We start from the raw sequence: 18,941 nt of genomic DNA, 5'->3' as shown, positions 1-18,941 counted from the left end.
GTGCTCCTACGGATTGCGTCACGGGTGGTTTTCACCGTATTGCGCCGTCCGCCCGTCGCGCGCACACCCCGCTGGGGCATGCCGTGCGTACGGTACGGAGCGTCCCGCCCCCGGAGCCGGTCGGCGGGGCGGCAGGACGTACGGGGACGCCGGCGGCCGCGGTGTACGGCGTACACCGGGGGCGGCACTCCTCGTTACGGCGCGACTCCGCGACGCCATCGCATGCCGTTGACCTGACCGGGCTCGGAGCCGATCACATAGCGCACCCGTCGCCCGTGCACACGCCGGGCCGGGGCGCGGCAGCCGCGGGGGCGGCAGCCGCGCGCCAGGGGCGCGTGTGCCGTCGGCACGGCGGCCGGGCCGGAGCCCGGTCGGGTGCGGACGGAGGAGCGGTCGGGTGCCATGGGTGCGGGTCAGCTCCGCCCGTGGCGCAGGGCGGGGTGGGCGCCGGCGGCGACGAGGTCGGCCACGGCCGCCTTCGGGTCGCGTCCGGTCACCAGGGACTCCCCTACGAGGACGGCGTCGGCGCCCTCGTTGGCGTAGGCGATCAGGTCGTGCGGCCCACGGATGCCGGACTCGGCGATCTTGACGATGTGGGCCGGGATCTCGCCGACGACGCGCTCGAAGGTGGAGCGGTCGACCTTGAGGTCCTTGAGGTTGCGGGCGTTGACGCCGATGATCTTGGCACCGGCGGCGACCGCGCGCTCGACCTCCTCCTCGTCGTGGACCTCCACGAGCGGGGTGAGGCCGATGGACTCGGCCCGCTCGATGAGGGAGACGAGGGCCTCCTGGTCCAGGGCCGCGACGATCAGCAGCACGAGGTCGGCGCCGTAGGCGCGGGCCTCCCACAGCTGGTACGCCGTGACGATGAAGTCCTTGCGCAGGATCGGGATGTCCACGCGGGCGCGGACGGCCTCCAGGTCGGCCAGCGAGCCGCCGAAGCGGCGCTGCTCGGTCAGCACGGAGATGACCGCCGCACCGCCCGCCTCGTAGTCTGCGGCGAGCGCGGCCGGATCGGCGATGGCCGCCAGCGCGCCCTTGGACGGGCTGGAGCGCTTGACCTCGCAGATCACCTTGACGCTGTCGCCGCGCAGGGCAGCGACGCCGTCCTTGGCCTGGGGCGCCTTGGCGGCACGCTCCTTGAGCTCGTCGAGGCTGACGCGCGCCTGCCGTTCGGCAAGGTCTTCGCGGACCCCTTCGATGATCTCGTCGAGCACACTCACGCGAGCGGCCCCCTTCCGGGTCGATGACGGTCGGCCGCCTTGCAGACACGTTCAACAGCAAGGTCGGCAATTCAAATGGTATCCGCAGGACGCCTTGCCCTCCGCACGCGGTTGACGGCGTCCCATTAAGTGGACATTCGGAATCTGCACTTCATCTATACCTCAGGGCGCCAGTGCCGAGCCGAAGGGCAAGTTTCGGACAACCGAGAAGACCAAGGCCACGGCACCGATCCCCCACCAGTACAGCGGCCTCAGGGCGAACCGCGGAGACGGGCCGCCCCGACCGGCGCGAACCAGCCAAAGAATCATGAAGCCCGCGAAGGCGAAATAGCCCACCACCGCCATCGCGTTTGCCCCGAAAGCGGCGACGAGATCGCCGTGGGCGAACGCGTGCGCACTGCGCAGTCCGCCACAGCCCGGGCAGAGAATTCCGGTGAGCCGGAACAGCGGGCAGACCGGATAGTGGCCGGGCTCGTTCGGGTCCACGGTGCCCACGTACGCGAGCGCCGCGGCGGCGGCGGCCAGCGTGAGCGCCGGGGCGGCCAGCCGCCGGGCCCGGGAGGGGGCCGGCGCGGGGGCCGCCGGTGCCCGGGGCGGCACCGCGTCGGAAGTGCGAGAGGCGTCCACCAGCTGATTCTCTCCGCTCATGACAAAAGGCGCAGCCCGACAGGGCCGCGCCTCTCGAAGCCGACGGTCGTGACGTCGACGCTGCCGACTCAGACCTTCGCGGGGACCTTGCCGGCGGCGTTGGCGGCGATGACCTCCGCGAGGTCGTTGTGGGGGGCCTTCGGCGCGCCCATGCCCGCGGCCTTCATGGCCATGCCCACGACACCGCCGAGCGCGACGACGACGAGGCCGGCCCAGAAGCCGAGCGGGTTCGCCAGCACCATGAAGGCGCCGGAGACGCAGAAACCGATGAAGGCGATGATGACACCGGTCCAGGCGGCCGGGGTGTGTCCGTGGCTAGTGCCCGCCATGAGTTGCTCCTCGTTGCTCTGTCGCACGTCGCACGTGCTGTGTCGAACGCTCGGTGGTCATTGTCCCGCACCGGGCGGTGTCCGCGTCCAGCGGGTCGGTCCGGGCCCGGTCGCGGGGTGGTCGCGGGCCGGTCGCGCCCTCAGCGGGTGGGGTCCTCGCCCCGGTCCAGGGCCTTCCACAGGTCCTCGGGCCGGTCCGGGTCCACCGCCGCGACCCTGCGGGCACGCGGGCTCCCGTCGCGCTCGTAGCGGCCGCCCATGGCCGGCCAGCCCCGTCCGTAGCGCAGGGCCAGCAGCCCCGCCACCAGGATCAGGGCCGCCCCGGCCGCCGTGATGTAGGGCCACGCCGTGTGCGTCAGTCCGGCCACGTGCGCCGCGGTGTCCGCCGCCGCACGGGCGGCCTCCGCGTCGAGCGCCCGGCGGCCGTCGGCGTTGAAGAGCGCGGCCAGCGCCGCGCCCAGGCCGCTCAGCGCGAGGAGCCCGGACACCAGCAGCCGGCTCTTGCCGCGTACGGCGAAGACGGCGACCAGGGCGGCCAGGCCCACGATGGCCAGGGCCGCCGGAAGGCCGGTGACGGCCCGCCCGTCCGCGGTCAGCGGCAGCGAGCCCCCGCCGAGGGCGGCGCTCCCGCGGGCCCAGACGCGGCCGGAGGCGAGCAGGACGACGGTGGCGCCGAGCGTGCCGAGCAACAGGGCCACGGCAACGCTGCGGCGGCTGCTGCGGCCGGCTGCGGCGTCGGGGCCCTCGGGCTCGGAGGCGGCGTCGTTTCGGGGCGGGGGTACGGCACTCACGTACCCCACTATCCCCTACCGCCTCAGCGGCTGTGGAGCCGGTTCGCCGCTCCCACCGCGCGGAGCACGGCGGCCGCCTTGTTGCGGCACTCCTTGTCCTCCAGCTCGGGCACCGAGTCCGCGACGACACCCGCGCCGGCCTGGACGTACGCGGTCCCGTCGCGCAGCAGCGCCGTACGGATGGCGATGGCCGTGTCGGAGTCCCCGGCGAAGTCGAGGTAGCCGACGCAGCCGCCGTACAGGCCGCGGCGGGAGGGCTCCAGCTCCTCGATGATCTGCATGGCGCGCGGCTTGGGAGCGCCGGACAGGGTGCCGGCCGGGAAACAGGCGGTGAGCACGTCGAAGGCGGTCTTGCCCTCGGCGACACGGCCCGTCACGGTCGAGACGATGTGCATGACCTGCGAGTACCGCTCGATGGTCATGAAGTCGACGACCTCGACGGAGCCCGGCTCGCAGACCCGGCCCAGGTCGTTGCGCCCCAGGTCGACGAGCATGAGGTGCTCGGCGCGCTCCTTCGGGTCGGCCATCAGCTCGTCCGCGAGGTCGTTGTCCTCCTGCGGGGTCGCGCCGCGGTGCCGGGTGCCGGCGATCGGGTGCACCATGGCGTGGCCGTCCTCGACCTTGACCAGGGCCTCGGGGCTGGACCCGACCACGTCGAAGCCGTTCTCGAAGCGGAACAGGTACATGTACGGCGACGGGTTCGTGGCCCGCAGCACCCGGTAGACGTCCAGCGCGGAGGCGAGGCAGGGGGTCTCGAACCGCTGCGAGGGCACCACCTGGAAGGCCTCGCCGGCCCGGATGCGCTCCTTGATGTCCACGACGGCCGCCTGGTACTCCTCGCCGCCCCACAGCGCGTCGTAGGGGGGCAGTACGGAGACCGGCAGCGGGGCCGGGGTGTAAGGGGCGGGCCGGGCGAGATCGGCCTCCATGGCGTCGAGCCGCGCGACGGCGTCCGCGTACGCCTCGTCCACACCCGTGTCGAGGTCGTTGTGGTTGATGGCGTTGGCGATGAGCAGGACCGTGCCGTCCCAGTGGTCCATGACCGCCAGGTCGGAGGTGAGGAGCATGGTCAGCTCGGGCAGCTGGAGGTCGTCGGTGCCGTGCTCGCCGATGCGCTCCAGGCGGCGCACGATGTCGTAGCCGAGGTAGCCGACCATCCCGCCGGTGAAGGGGGGCATGCCGGAGGCGAGGTCGCGGGGGGTGTGCAGGGCCTCGACGGTCAGCCGCAGGGCCTCCAGCGGGTCGCCGGCGGTCGGGACGCCGATGGGCGCGGAGCCGATCCAGTGGGCCTGGCCGTCCCGGACGGTGAGGGTCGAGTCGCTCCGTACGCCGACGAAGGAGTAGCGGGACCAGGAGCGGCCGTTCTCGGCGGACTCCAGCAGAAAGGTTCCCGGACGTTCGCCGGCCAGCTTGCGGTAGAGCCCGACGGGGGTGTCCCCGTCGGCCAGCAGCTTGCGGCTCACGGGGATGACGCGGCGGTCGGCCGCGAGCTTGCGGAACGTCTCGAGATCCATCGGGTGGGACCTTTCCTAACCTATTCGGCGGCCTGGCCGGAGGCGTCGGCCAGGGGCAGGACATCGGCATCGAAGCAAGTGCGAGCGCCGGTGTGACAGGCCGCCCCGACCTGGTCCACCTTGACGAGCACGGTGTCGGCGTCGCAGTCGAGGGCGACGGACTTCACGTGCTGGAAGTGGCCGGAAGTATCCCCCTTCACCCAGTACTCGCCGCGGCTGCGCGACCAGTACGTGCAGCGGCCGGTGGTCAGGGTCCGGTGCAGGGCCACGTCGTCCATCCAGCCGAGCATGAGCACCTCGCCGGTGTCGTACTGCTGGGCGATGGCCGGTACCAGACCGTCCGCGGAGCGCTTGAGGCGCGCGGCGATGGCGGGGTCGAGGGAAGACGTACTCATGGGTGCCATTGTGCCGCGAGAAGGTCGCGGTTACGGATCACTGTCCGCCTGATGAGCAGCCATGGGGCGGGTTCCGGCCGTAGGCTGGCCCGCATGTCTACCCATGCGAAGCGTGAACGACTGCTGCTGGCCGATCTGTTGGAAGCGGCCGGCCCGGAGGCGCCGACGCTGTGCGACGGCTGGAGCGCGCGGGAGCTGGCGGCGCACGTGGTCGTCCGGGAGCGCCGGCCGGACGCGGCGGGCGGTCTGCTGCTGAACGTGCTCAAGGGACGGCTGGACGCGGCGATGGCCGAGTACGCGGCCAAGCCCTACGAGGAGCTGATCCAGTTGATCCGGACGGGTCCGCCGAAGCTGTCGGTGTACGCGCTGAAGCAGATCGACGAGGCGGCGAACGCGGTGGAGTTCTTCGTGCACGCGGAGGACGTCCGGCGGGCGCAGCCGGACTGGTCGCCGCGGGTGCTGGACCCGGTGTTCGCGGACGCGCTGTGGTACCGGCTGGAGAAGCTGGCCCGGCTGACGGGCCGCCGCTCCCCGGTGGGCCTGGTGCTGCGCCGCCCGAACGGCCAGACGGCGGTGGCGCACAAGGGCGCGCCGGTGGTGACGGTGACCGGCGAGCCGGGCGAGCTGACGCTGTTCTGCTTCGGCCGCCAGGACGCTGCCGCGGTGGAACTGGACGGCGAGAAGTCGGCGGTGGCCTCCCTGACGACGGCGAAGCTCGGCATCTGACCCGCCCGGCGGCCCTGCCGGGGCTCCGCCCCGGACCCGCGCCTCGAACGCCGGCCGAAAGCCGGCCTCCGGGTACCCCCTGACGAAGTCCGGGGGTACCCGGGGCGCGGGTCCGGGCGGAGCCCGGGGTCCCGTTCAGCCTGTCCGGCGGTTCAGCGGACCGGGTGGCCCGCCTCGCGCAGGACGTCCTTGACCTCGGAGATCCGCAGGTCGCCGAAGTGGAACACGGACGCCGCGAGCACCGCGTCGGCGCCCGCCGCGATCGCCGGAGGGAAGTGCGCGAGCTCGCCCGCGCCGCCCGAGGCGATGACCGGGACCGTGACGTGTTTGCGCACCGCCGCGATCATCTCGGTGTCGTACCCGTTCTTGGTGCCGTCCGCGTCCATCGAGTTCAGCAGGATTTCCCCGGCGCCCAGTTCGGCCGCCCGGTGCGCCCACTCGACGGCGTCGATGCCGGTGCCCTGGCGGCCGCCGTGCGTGGTGACCTCGAAGGAGCCGGTGGGGGTGCGGCGGGCGTCCACCGACAGCACCAGCACCTGCCGGCCGAAACGCTCGGCGATCTCCCGGATCAGCTCGGGCCGGGCGATGGCGGCGGTGTTCACGCCGACCTTGTCCGCGCCCGCCCGCAGCAGCTTGTTCACGTCGTCCGCGGTGCGGACCCCGCCGCCGACGGTCAGCGGGATGAAGACCTGCTCGGCGGTGCGGCGCACCACGTCGTAGGTGGTCTCGCGGTTCCCGGAGGACGCGGTGATGTCGAGGAAGGTCAGCTCGTCGGCGCCCTCGGCGTCGTACAGCTTGGCCATCTCCACCGGGTCGCCGGCGTCGCGCAGGTTCTGGAAGTTGACGCCCTTGACGACCCGGCCGTTGTCCACGTCCAGGCAGGGGATCACCCGTACCGCGAGGGTCATGAGGACACCTGCTTGTACGCCTCGACCTCGACCTCGACGACCATGCCGGGGTTGACGAACCCGGAGACGATGATCATGGAGGCGGCGGGCCGGACCTCGTCGAAGAGCGTCTTGTGGGCGCGGCCGACCTCGTCCACGTCCCGGGCGTGCGTGAGGTACATCCGGGTGCGGACCACGTGCTCGGGGCCGAGGCCGACCTGAGCCAGGGCCTTGAAGGCGACGTCGAAGGCGCCCACGGCCTGGTCGTACGGGCCGTTGGCGTCGGCCGCGGTGCAGCCGGAGACCAGGACGAGGCCGTTCGGGAGCTGGACGGCGCGGGAGTAGCCGATGACGTCCTCGTAGGCGCCGCCGGAGGAGATGCGGCGCACCTCGGGAGTGCTGCTCATGCGGAGACCGCCTTCAGGGCTTCTTCCAGGGTGAACGCCTTGGCGTACAGGGCCTTGCCGACGATGGCGCCCTCGACGCCGAGCGGCACCAGCTCGGACAGGGCCCGCAGGTCGTCCAGGCTGGAGACGCCGCCGGAGGCGACGACCGGCCGGTCGGTGGCGGCGCAGACGCCCCGCAGCAGCTCCAGGTTGGGGCCGGTCAGCGTGCCGTCCTTGCCGATGTCGGTGACGACGTACCGGGCGCAGCCCTCGGAGTCCAGGCGCGCGAGGGTCTCGTAGAGGTCCCCGCCCTCGCTGGTCCAGCCGCGGCCCTTGAGGGTGGTGCCGCGGACGTCGAGACCGATCGCGATCCTGTCGCCGTGTTCGGCGATGGCCTTGGCGGCCCACTCGGGGGTCTCCAGGGCGGCGGTGCCGAGGTTGACGCGGGTGCAGCCGGTGGCGAGGGCGGCGGCGAGCGAGGCGTCGTCGCGGATGCCGCCGGACAGCTCGACCTTGATGTCCATGACGCCGGTGATCTCGGCGACGAGCGCGCGGTTGTCCCCGGTGCCGAAGGCGGCGTCCAGGTCGACCAGGTGCAGCCATTCGGCGCCGGCGGCCTGCCAGGCGAGGGCCGCCTCCAGCGGGGAGCCGTAGGAGGTTTCGCTGCCGGAGACGCCGTGTACGAGGCGTACGGCCTGGCCGTCGCGGACGTCGACCGCGGGGAGGAGTTCAAGCTTGGCTGTGGGCACAGTCATCACAGGGTCTCGATCCAGTTGGTGAGGAGCTGGGCTCCGGCGTCGCCCGACTTCTCGGGGTGGAACTGGGTGGCCCACAGGGCCCCGTTCTCCACCGCCGCGACGAAGGGTTCGCCGTGGGTGGCCCAGGTGACCTTGGGGGCGCGGATCAGCGGGTTGGTGACTTCCAGGGACCACTGGTGCGCCGCGTAGGAGTGCACGAAGTAGAACCGGGCGTCGGCGTCGAGGCCGGCGAAGGCCTGGCTGTCGGCCGGGGCGTCGACGGTGTTCCAGCCCATGTGGGGGACGACCGGGGCCTTGAGCGGGCCGACCGTGCCGGGCCACTCGTCGAGGCCCTCGGTCTCGACGCCGTGCTCGATGCCGCGTTCGAAGAGGATCTGCATGCCGACGCAGATGCCCATGACCGGGCGGCCGCCGGAGAGCCGGCGGCCGATGATCCAGTCGCCGCGGACGGACCGCAGGCCCTGCATGCAGGCGGAGAAGGCGCCGACGCCGGGGACGAGGAGTCCGTCGGCGTCCATGGCCTTGTCGTAGTCGCGGGTGATCTCCACGTCCGCGCCGGCGCGCGCGAGGGCGCGCTCGGCGGAGCGGACGTTGCCGAAGCCGTAGTCGAAGACGACGACCTTCTTGGTGGGGGCGGCAGCGCTCATTCCCAGATTCCTTGGATCCGCAGGACTCCGGCGACGAGACACATCGCGGAGGCGATGGCGAGCAGGATGACGACCGACTTGGGCATCTGCTGCTTCTGGAAGGAGTAGACGCCGCCGGCCAGGAAGAGGCCGACGACGATCAGGATGGTGTTGAGGCCGTTCACGGCTAGAGGGCGCCCTTCGTGGAGGGCAGGATGCCGGCCGCGCGCGGGTCGAACTCGGCGGCGTAGCGCAGGGCGCGGGCGAGGGCCTTGAACTGGCACTCCACGATGTGGTGGGCGTTGCGGCCGTACGGGACGTGGATGTGCAGCGCGATCTGGGCCTGCGCGACGAAGGACTCGAAGATGTGCCGGGTCATCGTCGTGTCGTACGAGCCGATCATCGGCGCCATGTTCTCGGGCTCGGTGTGCACGAGGTACGGGCGGCCGGAGAGGTCGACGGTCACCTGGGCGAGGGACTCGTCGAGCGGCACGGTGCAGTTGCCGAAGCGGTAGATGCCCACCTTGTCGCCGAGGGCCTGCTTGAAGGCGGCGCCGAGCGCGAGGGCGGTGTCCTCGATGGTGTGGTGGCTGTCGATGTGCAGGTCGCCGTCGGTCTTGACCGTGAGGTCGAAGAGGCCGTGGCGGCCGAGCTGGTCGAGCATGTGGTCGTAGAAGCCCACGCCCGTCGAGACGTCGACCTTGCCGGTGCCGTCGAGGTTTATCTCGACGAGGACCGAGGTCTCCTTCGTGGTCCGTTCGACCCGTCCGATGCGGCTCATGCGTGCTGCTCCTTCTTGAGTGCGCGAACCGCTTCCAGGAACGCGTCGTTCTCGGCCGGGGTGCCCGCGGAGACCCGCAGCCGGCCCGGTACGCCGTTGTCCCGGACCAGGACGCCCCGGTCGAGGATCTTCTGCCAGGCGGTGTGGGAGTCCTCGAACGTCCCGAACTGGATGAAGTTCGCGTCGGACTCGGTGACCTCGTAGCCGATCGCCCGCAGTTCGGCGACGAGGCGGTCCCGCTCGGCCTTGAGCTGCTCGACGTAGCCGAGCAGGGTGTCGGTGTGCTCCAGCGCCGCGAGCGCTGTCGCCTGGGTGACGGCCGAGAGGTGGTACGGCAGGCGCACCAGCTGTACGGCGTCCACGACCGCGGGGTGCGCGGCCAGGTAGCCCAGGCGCAGTCCGGCGGCGCCGAAGGCTTTGGACATGGTCCGGGAGATCACCAGGTTCGGCCGGCCCTCGATGAGGGGCAGCAGCGAGTCCCGGTGGCTGAACTCCACGTACGCCTCGTCGACGACCACCAGCGAGGGCTTGGCCGCCTGCGCGGCCTCGTAGAGCGCGAGGACGGTCTCGGCCCCGACCGCGGTGCCCGTGGGGTTGTTGGGCGAGGTGATGAAGATGACGTCGGGGGCGTGCTCGGCGATGGTCCGCTCCGCGGCCTCCACGTCGATGGTGAAGTCGTCCCGGCGCGGGCCGGAGATCCAGCCCGTCCCGGTACCGCGGCTGATCAGGGCGTGCATCGAATACGAGGGCTCGAAGCCGATCGCGGTGCGGCCCGGCCCGCCGAAGGTCTGGAGCAGCTGCTGGATGACCTCGTTGGAGCCGTTGGCGGCCCAGACGTTCTTCATGGCGACCGGGTGCTTGCCGGTACGGGTGAGGTAGGCGGCCAGCTCGGTCCGCAGCTCGACCGCGTCACGGTCGGGGTAGCGGTTGAGGGTGCGGGCGGCGTCGGCAACGCGCTCGGCGATGCGCCGTACGAGCTCCTCGGGCAGCTCGTACGGGTTCTCGTTGGTGTTCAGCTTGACGGGCACGTCGAGCTGGGGGGCGCCGTACGGGGTCTTGCCGCGCAGCTCGTCCCGGATGGGGAGGTCGTCGATGCCGATGGTGCCGGTCATGAGGTCGGTACCTTCCAGCCGAAGCGCGCCTTCAGGGCGGCGCCGTGCGCGGGCAGGTCCTCGGCCTCGGCGAGGGTCACCACGTGGTGGGTGACCTCGGCGAGGGCGTCGCGCGTGTAGTCGACGATGTGGATGCCGCGCAGGAAGGACTGCACGGACAGGCCCGAGGAGTGGCAGGCGCAGCCGCCGGTGGGCAGCACGTGGTTCGACCCGGCGCAGTAGTCGCCGAGCGAGACCGGGGCCCACGGACCGACGAAGATCGCGCCGGCGTTGCGCACCCGGGCGGCCCAGGCGGCCGCGTCGGCGGTCTGGACCTCAAGGTGCTCGGCGCCGTACGCGTCGACGACCTTGAGGCCGTCCTCCAGGCTGTCGACCAGCACGATCGCGGACTGCCGGCCCGCGAGCGCCGGCTTGATCCGGTCCTCGACGTGCTTGGTGGCCGCGACCTGCGGCGCCAGCTCCTTCTCGACGGCGTCCGCGAGCTCCGCGCAGTCCGTGACGAGGACCGCCGCGGCCAGCGGGTCGTGCTCGGCCTGGCTGATCAGGTCGGCGGCGACGTGCACCGGGTCGGCCGTGGAGTCCGCGAGGACCGCGATCTCGGTCGGTCCGGCCTCGGTGTCGATGCCGATCCTGCCGGTGAAGTAGCGCTTGGCGGCGGCGACCCAGATGTTGCCGGGGCCGGTCACCATGTTGGCGGCCGTGCAGTCCTCGGTGCCGTACGCGAACATCGCGACGGCCTGGGCCCCGCCGACCGCGTACACCTCGTCGACGCCCAGCAGCGCGCAGGCGGCGAGGATCGTGGGGTGCGGCAGACCGCCGAACTCCTTCTGCGGCGGGGACGCGAGCGCGATCGACTCGACGCCCGCCTCCTGGGCCGGTACGACGTTCATGACGACGGAGGACGGGTACACCGAGCGGCCGCCCGGGGCGTACAGCCCCACGCGCTCCACCGGAACCCACTTCTCGGTCACCGTTCCGCCCGGAACCACCTGGGTGGTGTGCTCGGTGCGGCGCTGTTCGCGGTGCACGATCCGGGCGCGCCGGATCGACTCCTCCAGGGCGGCGCGGACGGCCGGGTCCAGCTCGTCGAGGGCGGTCTTGAGCGCCTCGGCGGGCACCCTGACCTGCTCCAGCTCCACCCCGTCGAACTTCTGCGCGTACTCGATCAGCGCCGCCGTGCCACGATGATGGACGTCCTCGCAGATGGGCCGCACCTTCTCCAGGGCGGCTTCCACGTCGAACTCGGCACGGGGCAGCAGATCGCGCAGGGCGCCGCCCTCGGGGAGGGCGTCACCGCGCAGGTCGATACGAGAGATCACCCCCCGATTCTCTCAGACCGCCTCACGCCACCGTTCGCCCGTATCACTGGTTGATACACGCCCCGGATGTCACTGGCGGCCATTAGCGTTCATGTACACGCAGTCCGCGGGCAGCGGCTGCGAAGAGCTTGACCAGCGGAGGGGGGCCGCCATGGCCGAAACACGCGTGGGCGAGGCGCCGGCCGATCTGACCGGGCCGGAGCTCGGCATGTGGAGCGCGTACCGGACGGGCAGCGTCTGCGATCTCAGCGCCCGGGCCGCCGACCAGGACGATCCCCACACCGACCGGGTGTGGGGCCCCGAGCGCAGCGTCCGCGCCCAGGTGGTGGCGCGGCTGCTGCTGCACGGCCCGCCGCCGGTCCCGGGCCGGGTCGCGTCGCTGAAGCTGCGCGGCGTACGCATCACCGGGCGGCTCGATCTCTCCGGCGGCACGGTCTCCCCGTACGTCGAGATCCAGTCCTGCCGCTTCGACAGCGAGATCCAGCTCTCGGAGGCCCGCTTCGGCACGCTGCGGCTGATGAACTGCGCGATACCCCGGCTGGAGGCGGCGCGGCTGCACACCGAGGGCGATTTACACATGCCGCGGTGCCGGGTGGCCCGCGGCATCCGGCTGACCGACGCGCAGATCGGCACCGACCTGCTGATCAGCCAGGCCGTGGTGCAGCGCGACAACAAGGGGCGGGCCATCGCCGCCGACGGCATGTCGGTCGCGCAGGACTTCCAGGGCGAGCTGCTGGAGACGTACGGCGAGGTGAGCCTGCGCGGCGCCAAGGTCGGCGTGTCGATGAACCTGCGCGGCGCCCGCCTGCGCAATCCGTACGGGCGCCGCGCGCTCAACGCCCCGCAGCTGACGGTCGAGCGGACCCTGTACCTGACCTCGATCGCGCTCGGCTACACCCCGGGCGACTCCGGGTCCTCCACTCCCCCGTACGGGCTGGGCCAGACCCCGACGCGCGGGCAGCGGGCGCAGCGCTTCGAATGCCGGGGCGGGCTGCGCCTCGACGACGGCCGCTTCGGCGACGCGGTCGACTTCTACGGCGCGCGCTTCCTCCTGGCCGAGGACCAGGAGGTCTCGCTGCGCCGGATCCAGACCCCGGAGCTGCGGTTCGTGGGCGAGCAGCCGGAGCACGGGCGGGTGGTGGTGTCCGGGGCGAAGGTGGTCAAGCTCGTCGACACCTCCACGAGCTGGCCGGGCCCGGGCCGGGTGTCGATGGAGGGCTTCGCCTACGAGAACCTCGTGCCCCGGGGCCACTTCCCGCTGTCGCGCCGCCTCGCCTGGGTCGAGGCGGCCACCCCCGAGTACTCCCCGGAGCCGTACGAGCGGCTCGCGGCGGTGCTGCGCGCCTCCGGGGAGGACGCGGACGCCCGCGAGGTGCTGCTCGCCAAGCAGCGCAGGCGGCGGGCGACCCTGCCGCCTGCGGTGAAGGCGTGGGGGTACCTCCAGGACTGGACGGTGGTCTACGGCTACCGCCCGGGCCGGGCCGCGCTGTGGATGGCCGTGCTGTGGGCGGCGGGCACCCTGCTCTTCTCCTGGCACCGGGAGCCACCGGCGATCAAGGCGGACGAGCACCCGCAGTGGGACCCCGCCCTCTACGCCCTCGACCTGCTGCTGCCGGTCATCGATCTCGGCCAGCAGGACCAGTGGAAGCTGCAGGGCGGCTGGCAGTGGGGAGCCGCCGCCCTCGTCATCCTGGGGTGGATCCTGGCCACGACGGTGGCGGCGGGAGCGTCCCGGCTGCTGCGGCGGGGGTGACGGGCAGGAGAGACGGTCCCGGGCCGAGGCCACTACCCTGTGCGTCGTGACCACCGTTCGCCTGCCCCTCTTCCCGCTGAACTCGGTGCTGTTCCCGGGACTCGTCCTCCCGCTGAACATCTTCGAGGAGCGTTATCGCGCCATGATGCGCGAGCTGCTGAAGACGGGCGAGGACGAGCCGCGCCGTTTCGCGGTCGTCGCCATCCGCGACGGCCGCGAGGTCGCCCCGACCGCCCCGGGCCTGCCGGACCCGACCGCCCTGCCCGAGCGCGGCCCGGCCGCCGGTTTCGGCGCCGACCCGATCCAGGCCTTCCACCGCGTGGGCTGCATCGCGGACGCGGCGACGATCCGGGAGCGGGAGGACGGAAGCTTCGAGGTCCTGGCGACGGGCACGACGCGGGTGCGGCTGCTGTCGGTGGACTCCTCGGGCCCGTACCTGACGGCGGAGCTGGAGGAACTCCCGGAGGACTCCGGCGACGGCGCGGGAGCGCTGGCCGAGGGGGTGCTGCGGGCGTTCCGCAACTACCAGAAGCGGCTGGCCGGAGCCCGCGAACGCTCCCTGACGGGGGCGGAACTGCCCGACGAGCCGTCGGTGGTCTCCTACCTGGTGGCAGCGGCGGCGGTGCTGGACATCCCGGCGAAGCAGCGCCTGCTCCAGGCCCCGGACACCGCGACCCGTCTGGCGGAGGAGCTGGGGCTCCTGCGCACCGAGACGGCGGTGATCCGCCACCTGCCCTCGCTGCCGGCGGTGGACCTGACGCGCAACCCGACGAGCCCGAACTGACGGCGGATCCGAACTGATGGCGAAGAAGAAGCTGGCCGCGCCGGCCGGTACCCCGGCGATCGCGGCCCTCACGGCGGCGGGTGCGCAGTTCTCGGTGCACGCGTACGAGCACGACCCGGCGCATCCCTCGTACGGCGAGGAGGCGGCACAGGCCATGGGCGTCTCCCCGGACCGGGTCTTCAAGACCCTGGTCGCGGAGGTCGACGGGGTCCTCACGGTGGCGGTGGTCCCGGTCTCGGGCTCGCTGGACCTGAAGGCCCTGGCGACGGCGGTGGCCGGCAAGCGGGCGGCGATGGCCGACCCGGCGCTGGCGGAGCGGACGACGGGCTACGTCCGCGGCGGCATCTCCCCGCTGGGGCAGCGCAAGCGCCTGCGCACGGTGGTCGACGCCTCGGCCGCCGCGCACGCCACGATCTGCGTCTCGGCCGGCCGCCGCGGCCTGGAGGTCGAACTCCCCCCGGCCACGCTGACCGCGCTGACGTCGGCGGCCGTGGCGCCCATCGCCCGCCCGTAGCCCGCGGTGCCGCTGCGGGACTCCGCCCCCGGGCCCCCGCGCCTCAGACGCCGGCGGGGCTGGACGGGCGGTCAGGCGCGCGGCGGCTCGGGCGCGGCGCCCGCGTCGGGGGTGTGGACGTGCGCCGGCGGGTAGGTGCCCGGCCAGGCCGGGAGGGCGGGGGCTTCGCTGGGGGACCACAGGGCCGTCAGGGCCAGGTGGACGACGACGGCCGCCATCGGCCAGCCCAGCAGCACCCCGTGCGCCAACAGCTCCAGGGGAGCGTCGAAGGTGACGCCCTTGCCCGCCGCCTTCGCCGCCGCGACCAGATCGGACGTCGGCCCCAGCCACAGCCCGAGCCGCCACCCCACGAGGGAGGCGAAGCCGGACCCGATCACCAGGCCGATCACCAGCGGGACGCCACCGCGCCGGCGCCACAGGAACACGAGCACCGCGCTCAGCGCACCCAGCCCGACGGACAGCAGCATGAACGTCCCGTCGGACCCGATCCGCGCCTCGCTCTCGGTGTTCCGCAGGAAGACGGCCTCGCCGTTCGAGACGTACTGCACCCGCGGCGCCAGCCACGCCCACAGCAGCCCGAGCAGCACTCCGGCCACCCCCACCGCCAGGGCGACGGCGGCCCCGTCGCGGATGTCCGCCGGGGTGATGGCCGCGTCGGACTCCGACGGGAGCGGCGACGGCGACTGGTCATGAGGGGTTACGGCTTCGGTCACCCGCACATCGTGCCAGGTCTGGAACGAGGGGGGCCGCCCGGCACCGGCGTCAGCGGACCGCCGCCCGCCGGTACGCCCATGTCGCGACGGCCAGCGAGAGCACCCCGACCGCCCCGCACACGCCGAGGTCGAGGACGACCGCGGCCCAGTCCGGGTGCGGCGCGAAGGTACGCGCGAAGGCCTCGACCCCGTACGTCGACGGCAGCAGGTCCCGCGCCCACACGACCACGTCGGGCATCCGCTCCGGCGGCAGCACGCCCAGCAGCAGCGCCGCCGACATGCCCAGCTGCCCGGCCAGCGTGGCCAGTTCCTGGCGCGGCGCGAGCAGCCCGAGCGCCGCACCGAGCCCGGCGAGCGCGGCCCCGGCCAGCGGTACCACCGCGGCCAGGATCCACAGCCCGCTCATCGGCAGCCCGAACAGCACGCACCCGAAGACGGCCGTCACCAGCGTCCCCGGCAGCGTGAAGGAGGCGTACGCGGCGGCCGCGCCCAGCACCACCGACGCGGGCGGCACGGGCAGGGTGGCGTAGTGGTCGAGCCCGCCGCCGGCCCGCAGCTGGCCGAAGTACTGCGCGAGCAGGTTCAGCGCGACGAAGGCGACGACCAGCACCGAGGACCCGGCGACCACCGCACGCGCCTCGGAGCCGCCGTCGACCACCCCGCGCATCAGGATCATGATCCCGACGGACTGGAAGGTGGCCACGAACAGCAGCGGTATCCGCGACACGCGGGCCCGCGAGAGCTGCGCCCGGTACACGGCGGCCAGCGCGGGGAAGAACCGCGCCCGCGGCGCGAGCACACCGACAGCGGTAAGGGCGGTCGTCACGCCTTCACCAGTCCCTTCGAGGTACGCCCGCCCAGCGCGAGGTACACGTCCTCCAGGCTCGGCGTCGCCAGCGTGAAGTCGTCGAGTGCGGCGAAGGCCCGCCCCCCGGTGACCGCGGCGACCGCGGCCCGGGCCTCGTCCTGGCCCAGCCGCAGCACCCAGCGCCGCCCGGACTCGGTGGCCGAGGCCGCCAGCGCCGCGACCTGCGGCACGTCCAGCGGTGGCGCGGTCCGCCACACCAGTTCCAGTCTGACCTCGTCGGAGACCGCGGCCTTGAGCCCGGCAGGGGTGTCGCAGGCGATGACCCGGCCCTGGTCGATGACGGCGACGCGGTCGAGGACGGTCTCGGCCTCGATGACGTTGTGGGTGACCAGCAGCACGGTGGCGCCGGTCTCGGCGCGCCGCCGGTCGACGGCCGCCCAGACGGCCCGCCGGGCCACCGGGTCCATGCCGGTCGTGGGCTCGTCGAGGACCAGTACGGGCCGCTCGCCCACCAGCGCGGCGGCGACGCACGCGAGGCGCCGCTGCCCGCCGGAGAGTTTCTTCAGGGGCCGCGCGGCGATGTCGGTCAGCCCGAGTTCCTCCAGTACGGAGTCCCGCGCGGCCCGCGCCTGCCGTGCGCCGAGCCCGCGCAGCCGTCCGGTGGTCTCGGCGGCCAGCGCCACCGTGAGCTCGTCGAGGGCGGTGGACTCCTGCCCCAGGTAGGCGAGCAGCCGGGCCGCGCGCTCGGGGTGGCGCACCAGGTCGTGGCCGAGCAGGGTCACGGCTCCGGAGTCGGGCCGCATGAGGCCGGTCAGCTGCCGGACCAGCGTCGACTTGCCGGCGCCGTTGGGGCCGAGCAGGCCGAAGATCTCGCCGCGCCGGACGTCCAGGGAGATCCCGTCGGTGGCGCGGGTCTCGGGCAGGGCGGGAGCCCCGCGCCGACCCCGTACCGCGGGATAGGTCTTGACCAAGTCACGCACCGCGCAGACCACGTCGGAGGCCGACCCCCCGGCCGCCGCCACGCCGATTTTCGCCTGTGCTGTGCCCGTGCTCACGAGGGAGCAGCCTACGGGGTTCCCGCCCCTACTCGGCTGCCGGGGCGGCCGGGACGGGGGCTGCGGCGGCCTGACCGGGTGTCGCGGACAGGTGCTCGGCGGCGGCCCGTACGTCGATCTCGCGCCAGAACCCGGCCCGGATGGCGTAGCGGTCGTGCTCGTCGATCTGGTCGTCCTTGTGGGCCAGGAGGCCGAACCGGGCGGCGTAGCGCAGCAGCTCCCCGTCGATGCGGTGCGGGATCCGCGGGTACATGGTGGCCAGCTTCTGCAGGTGCACGGTCTCGGGGAGCCGTTCCATCCAGCGGCGGGCGAAGACCTGGCCGACCTCGAAGGGGTCGCCGCCGACGGTGGTGATGTCCTCCTCGCGGTCCGCCCAGCGCTGCTCGGCGGAGGTGAGCTGGGCGAGGGTGGGCAGCGAGGCCGTCTCGGCGGGCTCGCCGAGCGGTCCGGCCCGGTCGATCCAGCCCTTGTCGGAGGACCAGCGCAGGGCGCTTCCGGCGGGGTTGGCCTGCGGGCCGTTGTTCTGGCCGCCGGCCGGGGCGCTCTGGCCGGTGGCGCGCAGGGAGCCCGCGAGGTCCTTGGGCGTGGGGACGGCGGCCTTGCCCGCGCCGCCGGCGGTGGGCGCCGGTACGGGTGAGCCGTGGTCCCGGGGCTCCTCGGGGGCGGCGCTGCCGTTGCCGTTGCGCGCGGCTTCGGCCAGGGCCGCTTCGGGCAGCGGCGCGGAGAGGATGGCGGCGATCTCGGGGCGGGGCGCGGGCGCGGGGGCGCACAGTCCGGTGAGGTCGCGGGCGCGGACGGCCCGGGTGATCCAGGCGCGGTCCAGGACGCGGCGTTCGTCGGCCTCGGCGACGAGGTCCTCGGACTGGTTGTAGTCGCCGTCGGCGGCCTGGACGGCCCAGAGGTGGACGGCGACCCCGTGTTCCTTGGCGGACATCAGGCCGGGCAGCAGGTCCCCGTCGCCGGTGACCAGGACGACGTCGGAGCAGGCGCGGTTGCGGGCCAGCTCGGTGAGCTCGGCGTGCATGGCGGCGTCCACGCCCTTCTGCGCCCAGCGGCCGTCGCTGCGGGTCAGGGCGCCGAGCCGGACGGTGACCCGGGGCATGACGCGCAGCCGGCGGTGCTCGGGCTGGGGCACCCGGTCGGGTGCACCGTCGAACCAGTAGATCCGCAGCAGCGGCTGTTCGGTGTCGGCCTCGGCGCGTTCGCGCAGCCCCTGGATCAGAGCGGCATGGTCGACGGTGATCCGGGAGCGGGAGGGCTCCCCTGCGAGGAGGCTCGCGGCGGCGCCCAGCAGATAGCCGGCGTCCACCAGGACGACGCAGCGGTCCACGCGTACCACCCTCTTCCCTGGGGGTCCTTGGAGTTTCCCCGAGTCTGCCCGACCGCAAGGGGGTTGAAGGCCGGAACTCGATCATCGGCGTGGCGGATCCGGGGCGGGCGGGGGGAAGGACCGTCGGCTACGCGCAGTAATGATCCAAAATGCGCCGTTTATGGCGCTGTGTGAGTGTGAAGGCGGTCCTGGCCCCTAGACCCTCACGGAGGCTCCACCATGGCCAAGAACAAGAACCAGAAGCAGCCGCAGAAGCAGCAGGCCCGCTCGCCGCAGCAGGACCTGTCGAAGGGTTCGACGGAATCCTCGCCCGAGTCGACGTCCCAGTCCCCGAGCCCGATGGACATGGCCCGCAAGGGCAAGTCGAAGCGGTTCGGCCACAACTGACGCGCCTCCGCGAGCGGTACGAGGAGGGCGCGCCCGGATCCCCGGGCGCGCCCTCTTCGCGTACGGCCTCCACGGCGTCTTCGCGTACGGCGCGACATGGCG

The 18,941-nt window shown here is 73.1% G+C and carries 24 protein-coding genes; 5 read left to right on the top strand and 19 right to left on the bottom strand.

Annotated elements, in window-relative coordinates:
• Positions 1-194: 194 nt before the first annotated feature.
• From trpM to hisI, 7 genes are all read right to left on the bottom strand, one after another.
• The gene (trpM, locus tag ACFWB8_RS18190; protein WP_385227379.1) at positions 195-404 is read right to left on the bottom strand and encodes a tryptophan biosynthesis modulator TrpM; all 210 of its coding nucleotides are present in this window, start codon (positions 402-404) and stop codon (positions 195-197) included.
• 9 nt (positions 405-413) lie between these two features.
• Positions 414-1,223, bottom strand: coding sequence for an indole-3-glycerol phosphate synthase TrpC (trpC, locus tag ACFWB8_RS18185; RefSeq protein WP_385227376.1), 810 nt, complete (start codon positions 1,221-1,223; stop codon positions 414-416).
• 162 nt (positions 1,224-1,385) lie between these two features.
• Complete coding sequence (locus ACFWB8_RS18180) at positions 1,386-1,871, bottom strand: DUF2752 domain-containing protein (RefSeq protein WP_385227372.1); 486 nt, start codon at positions 1,869-1,871, stop codon at positions 1,386-1,388.
• A 68-nt stretch (positions 1,872-1,939) separates the two neighbouring features.
• On the bottom strand, positions 1,940-2,200 hold the full coding sequence (locus ACFWB8_RS18175) for an HGxxPAAW family protein (protein WP_385227369.1): 261 nt from the start codon (positions 2,198-2,200) through the stop codon (positions 1,940-1,942).
• Positions 2,201-2,340: 140 nt separating this feature from the next.
• Positions 2,341-3,000, bottom strand: a complete 660-nt coding sequence (locus tag ACFWB8_RS18170) for a TIGR02234 family membrane protein (RefSeq protein ID WP_385227366.1) — start codon at positions 2,998-3,000, stop codon at positions 2,341-2,343.
• A 14-nt stretch (positions 3,001-3,014) separates the two neighbouring features.
• Positions 3,015-4,505, bottom strand: coding sequence for an anthranilate synthase component I (locus ACFWB8_RS18165; protein WP_385227363.1), 1,491 nt, complete (start codon positions 4,503-4,505; stop codon positions 3,015-3,017).
• Positions 4,506-4,525: 20 nt separating this feature from the next.
• On the bottom strand, positions 4,526-4,909 hold the full coding sequence (hisI, locus tag ACFWB8_RS18160) for a phosphoribosyl-AMP cyclohydrolase (protein ID WP_385227360.1): 384 nt from the start codon (positions 4,907-4,909) through the stop codon (positions 4,526-4,528).
• 84 nt (positions 4,910-4,993) lie between these two features.
• Between hisI and ACFWB8_RS18155 the strand changes: the two genes are divergently transcribed.
• Positions 4,994-5,626, top strand: a complete 633-nt coding sequence (locus tag ACFWB8_RS18155; RefSeq protein ID WP_385227357.1) for a TIGR03085 family metal-binding protein — start codon at positions 4,994-4,996, stop codon at positions 5,624-5,626.
• A gap of 152 nt (positions 5,627-5,778) precedes the next feature.
• Here ACFWB8_RS18155 and hisF read toward each other — a convergent pair whose 3' ends face one another.
• Genes hisF through hisD form a run of 8 tightly spaced genes read right to left on the bottom strand, consistent with a single transcriptional unit; the run spans position 5,779 to position 11,495 of the window.
• Entirely contained in the window at positions 5,779-6,534 is a 756-nt protein-coding gene (gene hisF / locus ACFWB8_RS18150; protein ID WP_385227354.1) for an imidazole glycerol phosphate synthase subunit HisF, read from the bottom strand.
• On the bottom strand, positions 6,531-6,920 hold the full coding sequence (locus ACFWB8_RS18145) for a RidA family protein (RefSeq protein WP_385227351.1): 390 nt from the start codon (positions 6,918-6,920) through the stop codon (positions 6,531-6,533). Before ACFWB8_RS18145 ends, hisF begins: the two co-directional genes overlap by 4 nt.
• Positions 6,917-7,654, bottom strand: a complete 738-nt coding sequence (priA, locus tag ACFWB8_RS18140; RefSeq protein ID WP_385227347.1) for a bifunctional 1-(5-phosphoribosyl)-5-((5-phosphoribosylamino)methylideneamino)imidazole-4-carboxamide isomerase/phosphoribosylanthranilate isomerase PriA — start codon at positions 7,652-7,654, stop codon at positions 6,917-6,919. Before priA ends, ACFWB8_RS18145 begins: the two co-directional genes overlap by 4 nt.
• On the bottom strand, positions 7,654-8,304 hold the full coding sequence (gene hisH / locus ACFWB8_RS18135) for an imidazole glycerol phosphate synthase subunit HisH (protein ID WP_385227344.1): 651 nt from the start codon (positions 8,302-8,304) through the stop codon (positions 7,654-7,656). Before hisH ends, priA begins: the two co-directional genes overlap by 1 nt.
• A complete protein-coding gene (locus tag ACFWB8_RS18130) occupies positions 8,301-8,468 on the bottom strand; it encodes a hypothetical protein (protein ID WP_385227341.1) in 168 nt (55 codons plus the stop codon). Before ACFWB8_RS18130 ends, hisH begins: the two co-directional genes overlap by 4 nt.
• Positions 8,469-8,470: 2 nt before the next feature.
• Positions 8,471-9,064, bottom strand: coding sequence for an imidazoleglycerol-phosphate dehydratase HisB (hisB, locus tag ACFWB8_RS18125; protein WP_266577736.1), 594 nt, complete (start codon positions 9,062-9,064; stop codon positions 8,471-8,473).
• Positions 9,061-10,176, bottom strand: a complete 1,116-nt coding sequence (locus ACFWB8_RS18120) for a histidinol-phosphate transaminase (protein WP_385227338.1) — start codon at positions 10,174-10,176, stop codon at positions 9,061-9,063. The genes hisB and ACFWB8_RS18120 overlap by 4 nt, the downstream gene beginning before the upstream one ends.
• Positions 10,173-11,495, bottom strand: a complete 1,323-nt coding sequence (gene hisD / locus ACFWB8_RS18115) for a histidinol dehydrogenase (RefSeq protein WP_385227335.1) — start codon at positions 11,493-11,495, stop codon at positions 10,173-10,175. The genes ACFWB8_RS18120 and hisD overlap by 4 nt, the downstream gene beginning before the upstream one ends.
• Positions 11,496-11,646: 151 nt before the next feature.
• Here hisD and ACFWB8_RS18110 point away from each other — a divergent pair, with 151 nt between their 5' ends.
• Genes ACFWB8_RS18110 through ybaK form a run of 3 tightly spaced genes read left to right on the top strand, consistent with a single transcriptional unit; the run spans position 11,647 to position 14,546 of the window.
• On the top strand, positions 11,647-13,248 hold the full coding sequence (locus ACFWB8_RS18110; protein ID WP_385227332.1) for an oxidoreductase: 1,602 nt from the start codon (positions 11,647-11,649) through the stop codon (positions 13,246-13,248).
• A gap of 46 nt (positions 13,249-13,294) precedes the next feature.
• On the top strand, positions 13,295-14,032 hold the full coding sequence (locus ACFWB8_RS18105; protein WP_385227329.1) for an LON peptidase substrate-binding domain-containing protein: 738 nt from the start codon (positions 13,295-13,297) through the stop codon (positions 14,030-14,032).
• Positions 14,033-14,048: 16 nt separating this feature from the next.
• On the top strand, positions 14,049-14,546 hold the full coding sequence (ybaK, locus tag ACFWB8_RS18100) for a Cys-tRNA(Pro) deacylase (protein WP_385227326.1): 498 nt from the start codon (positions 14,049-14,051) through the stop codon (positions 14,544-14,546).
• A 71-nt stretch (positions 14,547-14,617) separates the two neighbouring features.
• Here ybaK and ACFWB8_RS18095 read toward each other — a convergent pair whose 3' ends face one another.
• The 4 genes from ACFWB8_RS18095 to ACFWB8_RS18080 are packed head-to-tail and all read right to left on the bottom strand — an operon-like array spanning position 14,618 to position 18,461.
• Positions 14,618-15,259 (bottom strand): hypothetical protein, encoded by a 642-nt coding sequence (locus tag ACFWB8_RS18095; RefSeq protein ID WP_385227323.1) that lies wholly within the window; start codon positions 15,257-15,259, stop codon positions 14,618-14,620.
• A 49-nt stretch (positions 15,260-15,308) separates the two neighbouring features.
• A complete protein-coding gene (locus tag ACFWB8_RS18090) occupies positions 15,309-16,085 on the bottom strand; it encodes an ABC transporter permease (protein WP_385227320.1) in 777 nt (258 codons plus the stop codon).
• Positions 16,082-17,122, bottom strand: coding sequence for an ABC transporter ATP-binding protein (locus ACFWB8_RS18085; protein ID WP_385227317.1), 1,041 nt, complete (start codon positions 17,120-17,122; stop codon positions 16,082-16,084). The genes ACFWB8_RS18090 and ACFWB8_RS18085 overlap by 4 nt, the downstream gene beginning before the upstream one ends.
• 28 nt (positions 17,123-17,150) lie before the next feature.
• Positions 17,151-18,461, bottom strand: coding sequence for an NYN domain-containing protein (locus tag ACFWB8_RS18080; protein ID WP_385227314.1), 1,311 nt, complete (start codon positions 18,459-18,461; stop codon positions 17,151-17,153).
• A gap of 210 nt (positions 18,462-18,671) precedes the next feature.
• Between ACFWB8_RS18080 and ACFWB8_RS18075 the strand changes: the two genes are divergently transcribed.
• Positions 18,672-18,839, top strand: a complete 168-nt coding sequence (locus ACFWB8_RS18075) for a hypothetical protein (protein ID WP_385227311.1) — start codon at positions 18,672-18,674, stop codon at positions 18,837-18,839.
• Positions 18,840-18,941 lie beyond the last annotated feature (102 nt).

This window comes from Streptomyces sp. NPDC060031 (assembly GCF_042736805.1).
Classification (GTDB): Bacteria; Actinomycetota; Actinomycetes; order Streptomycetales; family Streptomycetaceae; genus Streptomyces.
This window is presented reverse-complemented; position numbering and strand designations above follow the sequence as displayed.

Bases quoted from the DNA above. Each gene is read 5' to 3' on its own strand.
- trpM (WP_385227379.1), bottom strand. From the start codon at position 404: ATGGCACCCGACCGCTCCTCCGTCCGCACCCGACCGGGCTCCGGCCCG.
- ACFWB8_RS18180 (WP_385227372.1), bottom strand. From the start codon at position 1,871: ATGAGCGGAGAGAATCAGCTGGTGGACGCCTCTCGCACTTCCGACGCG.
- ACFWB8_RS18175 (WP_385227369.1), bottom strand. From the start codon at position 2,200: ATGGCGGGCACTAGCCACGGACACACCCCGGCCGCCTGGACCGGTGTC.
- ACFWB8_RS18165 (WP_385227363.1), bottom strand. From the start codon at position 4,505: ATGGATCTCGAGACGTTCCGCAAGCTCGCGGCCGACCGCCGCGTCATC.
- hisI (WP_385227360.1), bottom strand. From the start codon at position 4,909: ATGGCACCCATGAGTACGTCTTCCCTCGACCCCGCCATCGCCGCGCGC.
- ACFWB8_RS18155 (WP_385227357.1), top strand. From the start codon at position 4,994: ATGTCTACCCATGCGAAGCGTGAACGACTGCTGCTGGCCGATCTGTTG.
- hisF (WP_385227354.1), bottom strand. From the start codon at position 6,534: ATGACCCTCGCGGTACGGGTGATCCCCTGCCTGGACGTGGACAACGGC.
- ACFWB8_RS18145 (WP_385227351.1), bottom strand. From the start codon at position 6,920: ATGAGCAGCACTCCCGAGGTGCGCCGCATCTCCTCCGGCGGCGCCTAC.
- priA (WP_385227347.1), bottom strand. From the start codon at position 7,654: ATGACTGTGCCCACAGCCAAGCTTGAACTCCTCCCCGCGGTCGACGTC.
- hisH (WP_385227344.1), bottom strand. From the start codon at position 8,304: ATGAGCGCTGCCGCCCCCACCAAGAAGGTCGTCGTCTTCGACTACGGC.
- hisB (WP_266577736.1), bottom strand. From the start codon at position 9,064: ATGAGCCGCATCGGACGGGTCGAACGGACCACGAAGGAGACCTCGGTC.
- ACFWB8_RS18120 (WP_385227338.1), bottom strand. From the start codon at position 10,176: ATGACCGGCACCATCGGCATCGACGACCTCCCCATCCGGGACGAGCTG.
- ACFWB8_RS18110 (WP_385227332.1), top strand. From the start codon at position 11,647: ATGGCCGAAACACGCGTGGGCGAGGCGCCGGCCGATCTGACCGGGCCG.
- ybaK (WP_385227326.1), top strand. From the start codon at position 14,049: ATGGCGAAGAAGAAGCTGGCCGCGCCGGCCGGTACCCCGGCGATCGCG.
- ACFWB8_RS18075 (WP_385227311.1), top strand. From the start codon at position 18,672: ATGGCCAAGAACAAGAACCAGAAGCAGCCGCAGAAGCAGCAGGCCCGC.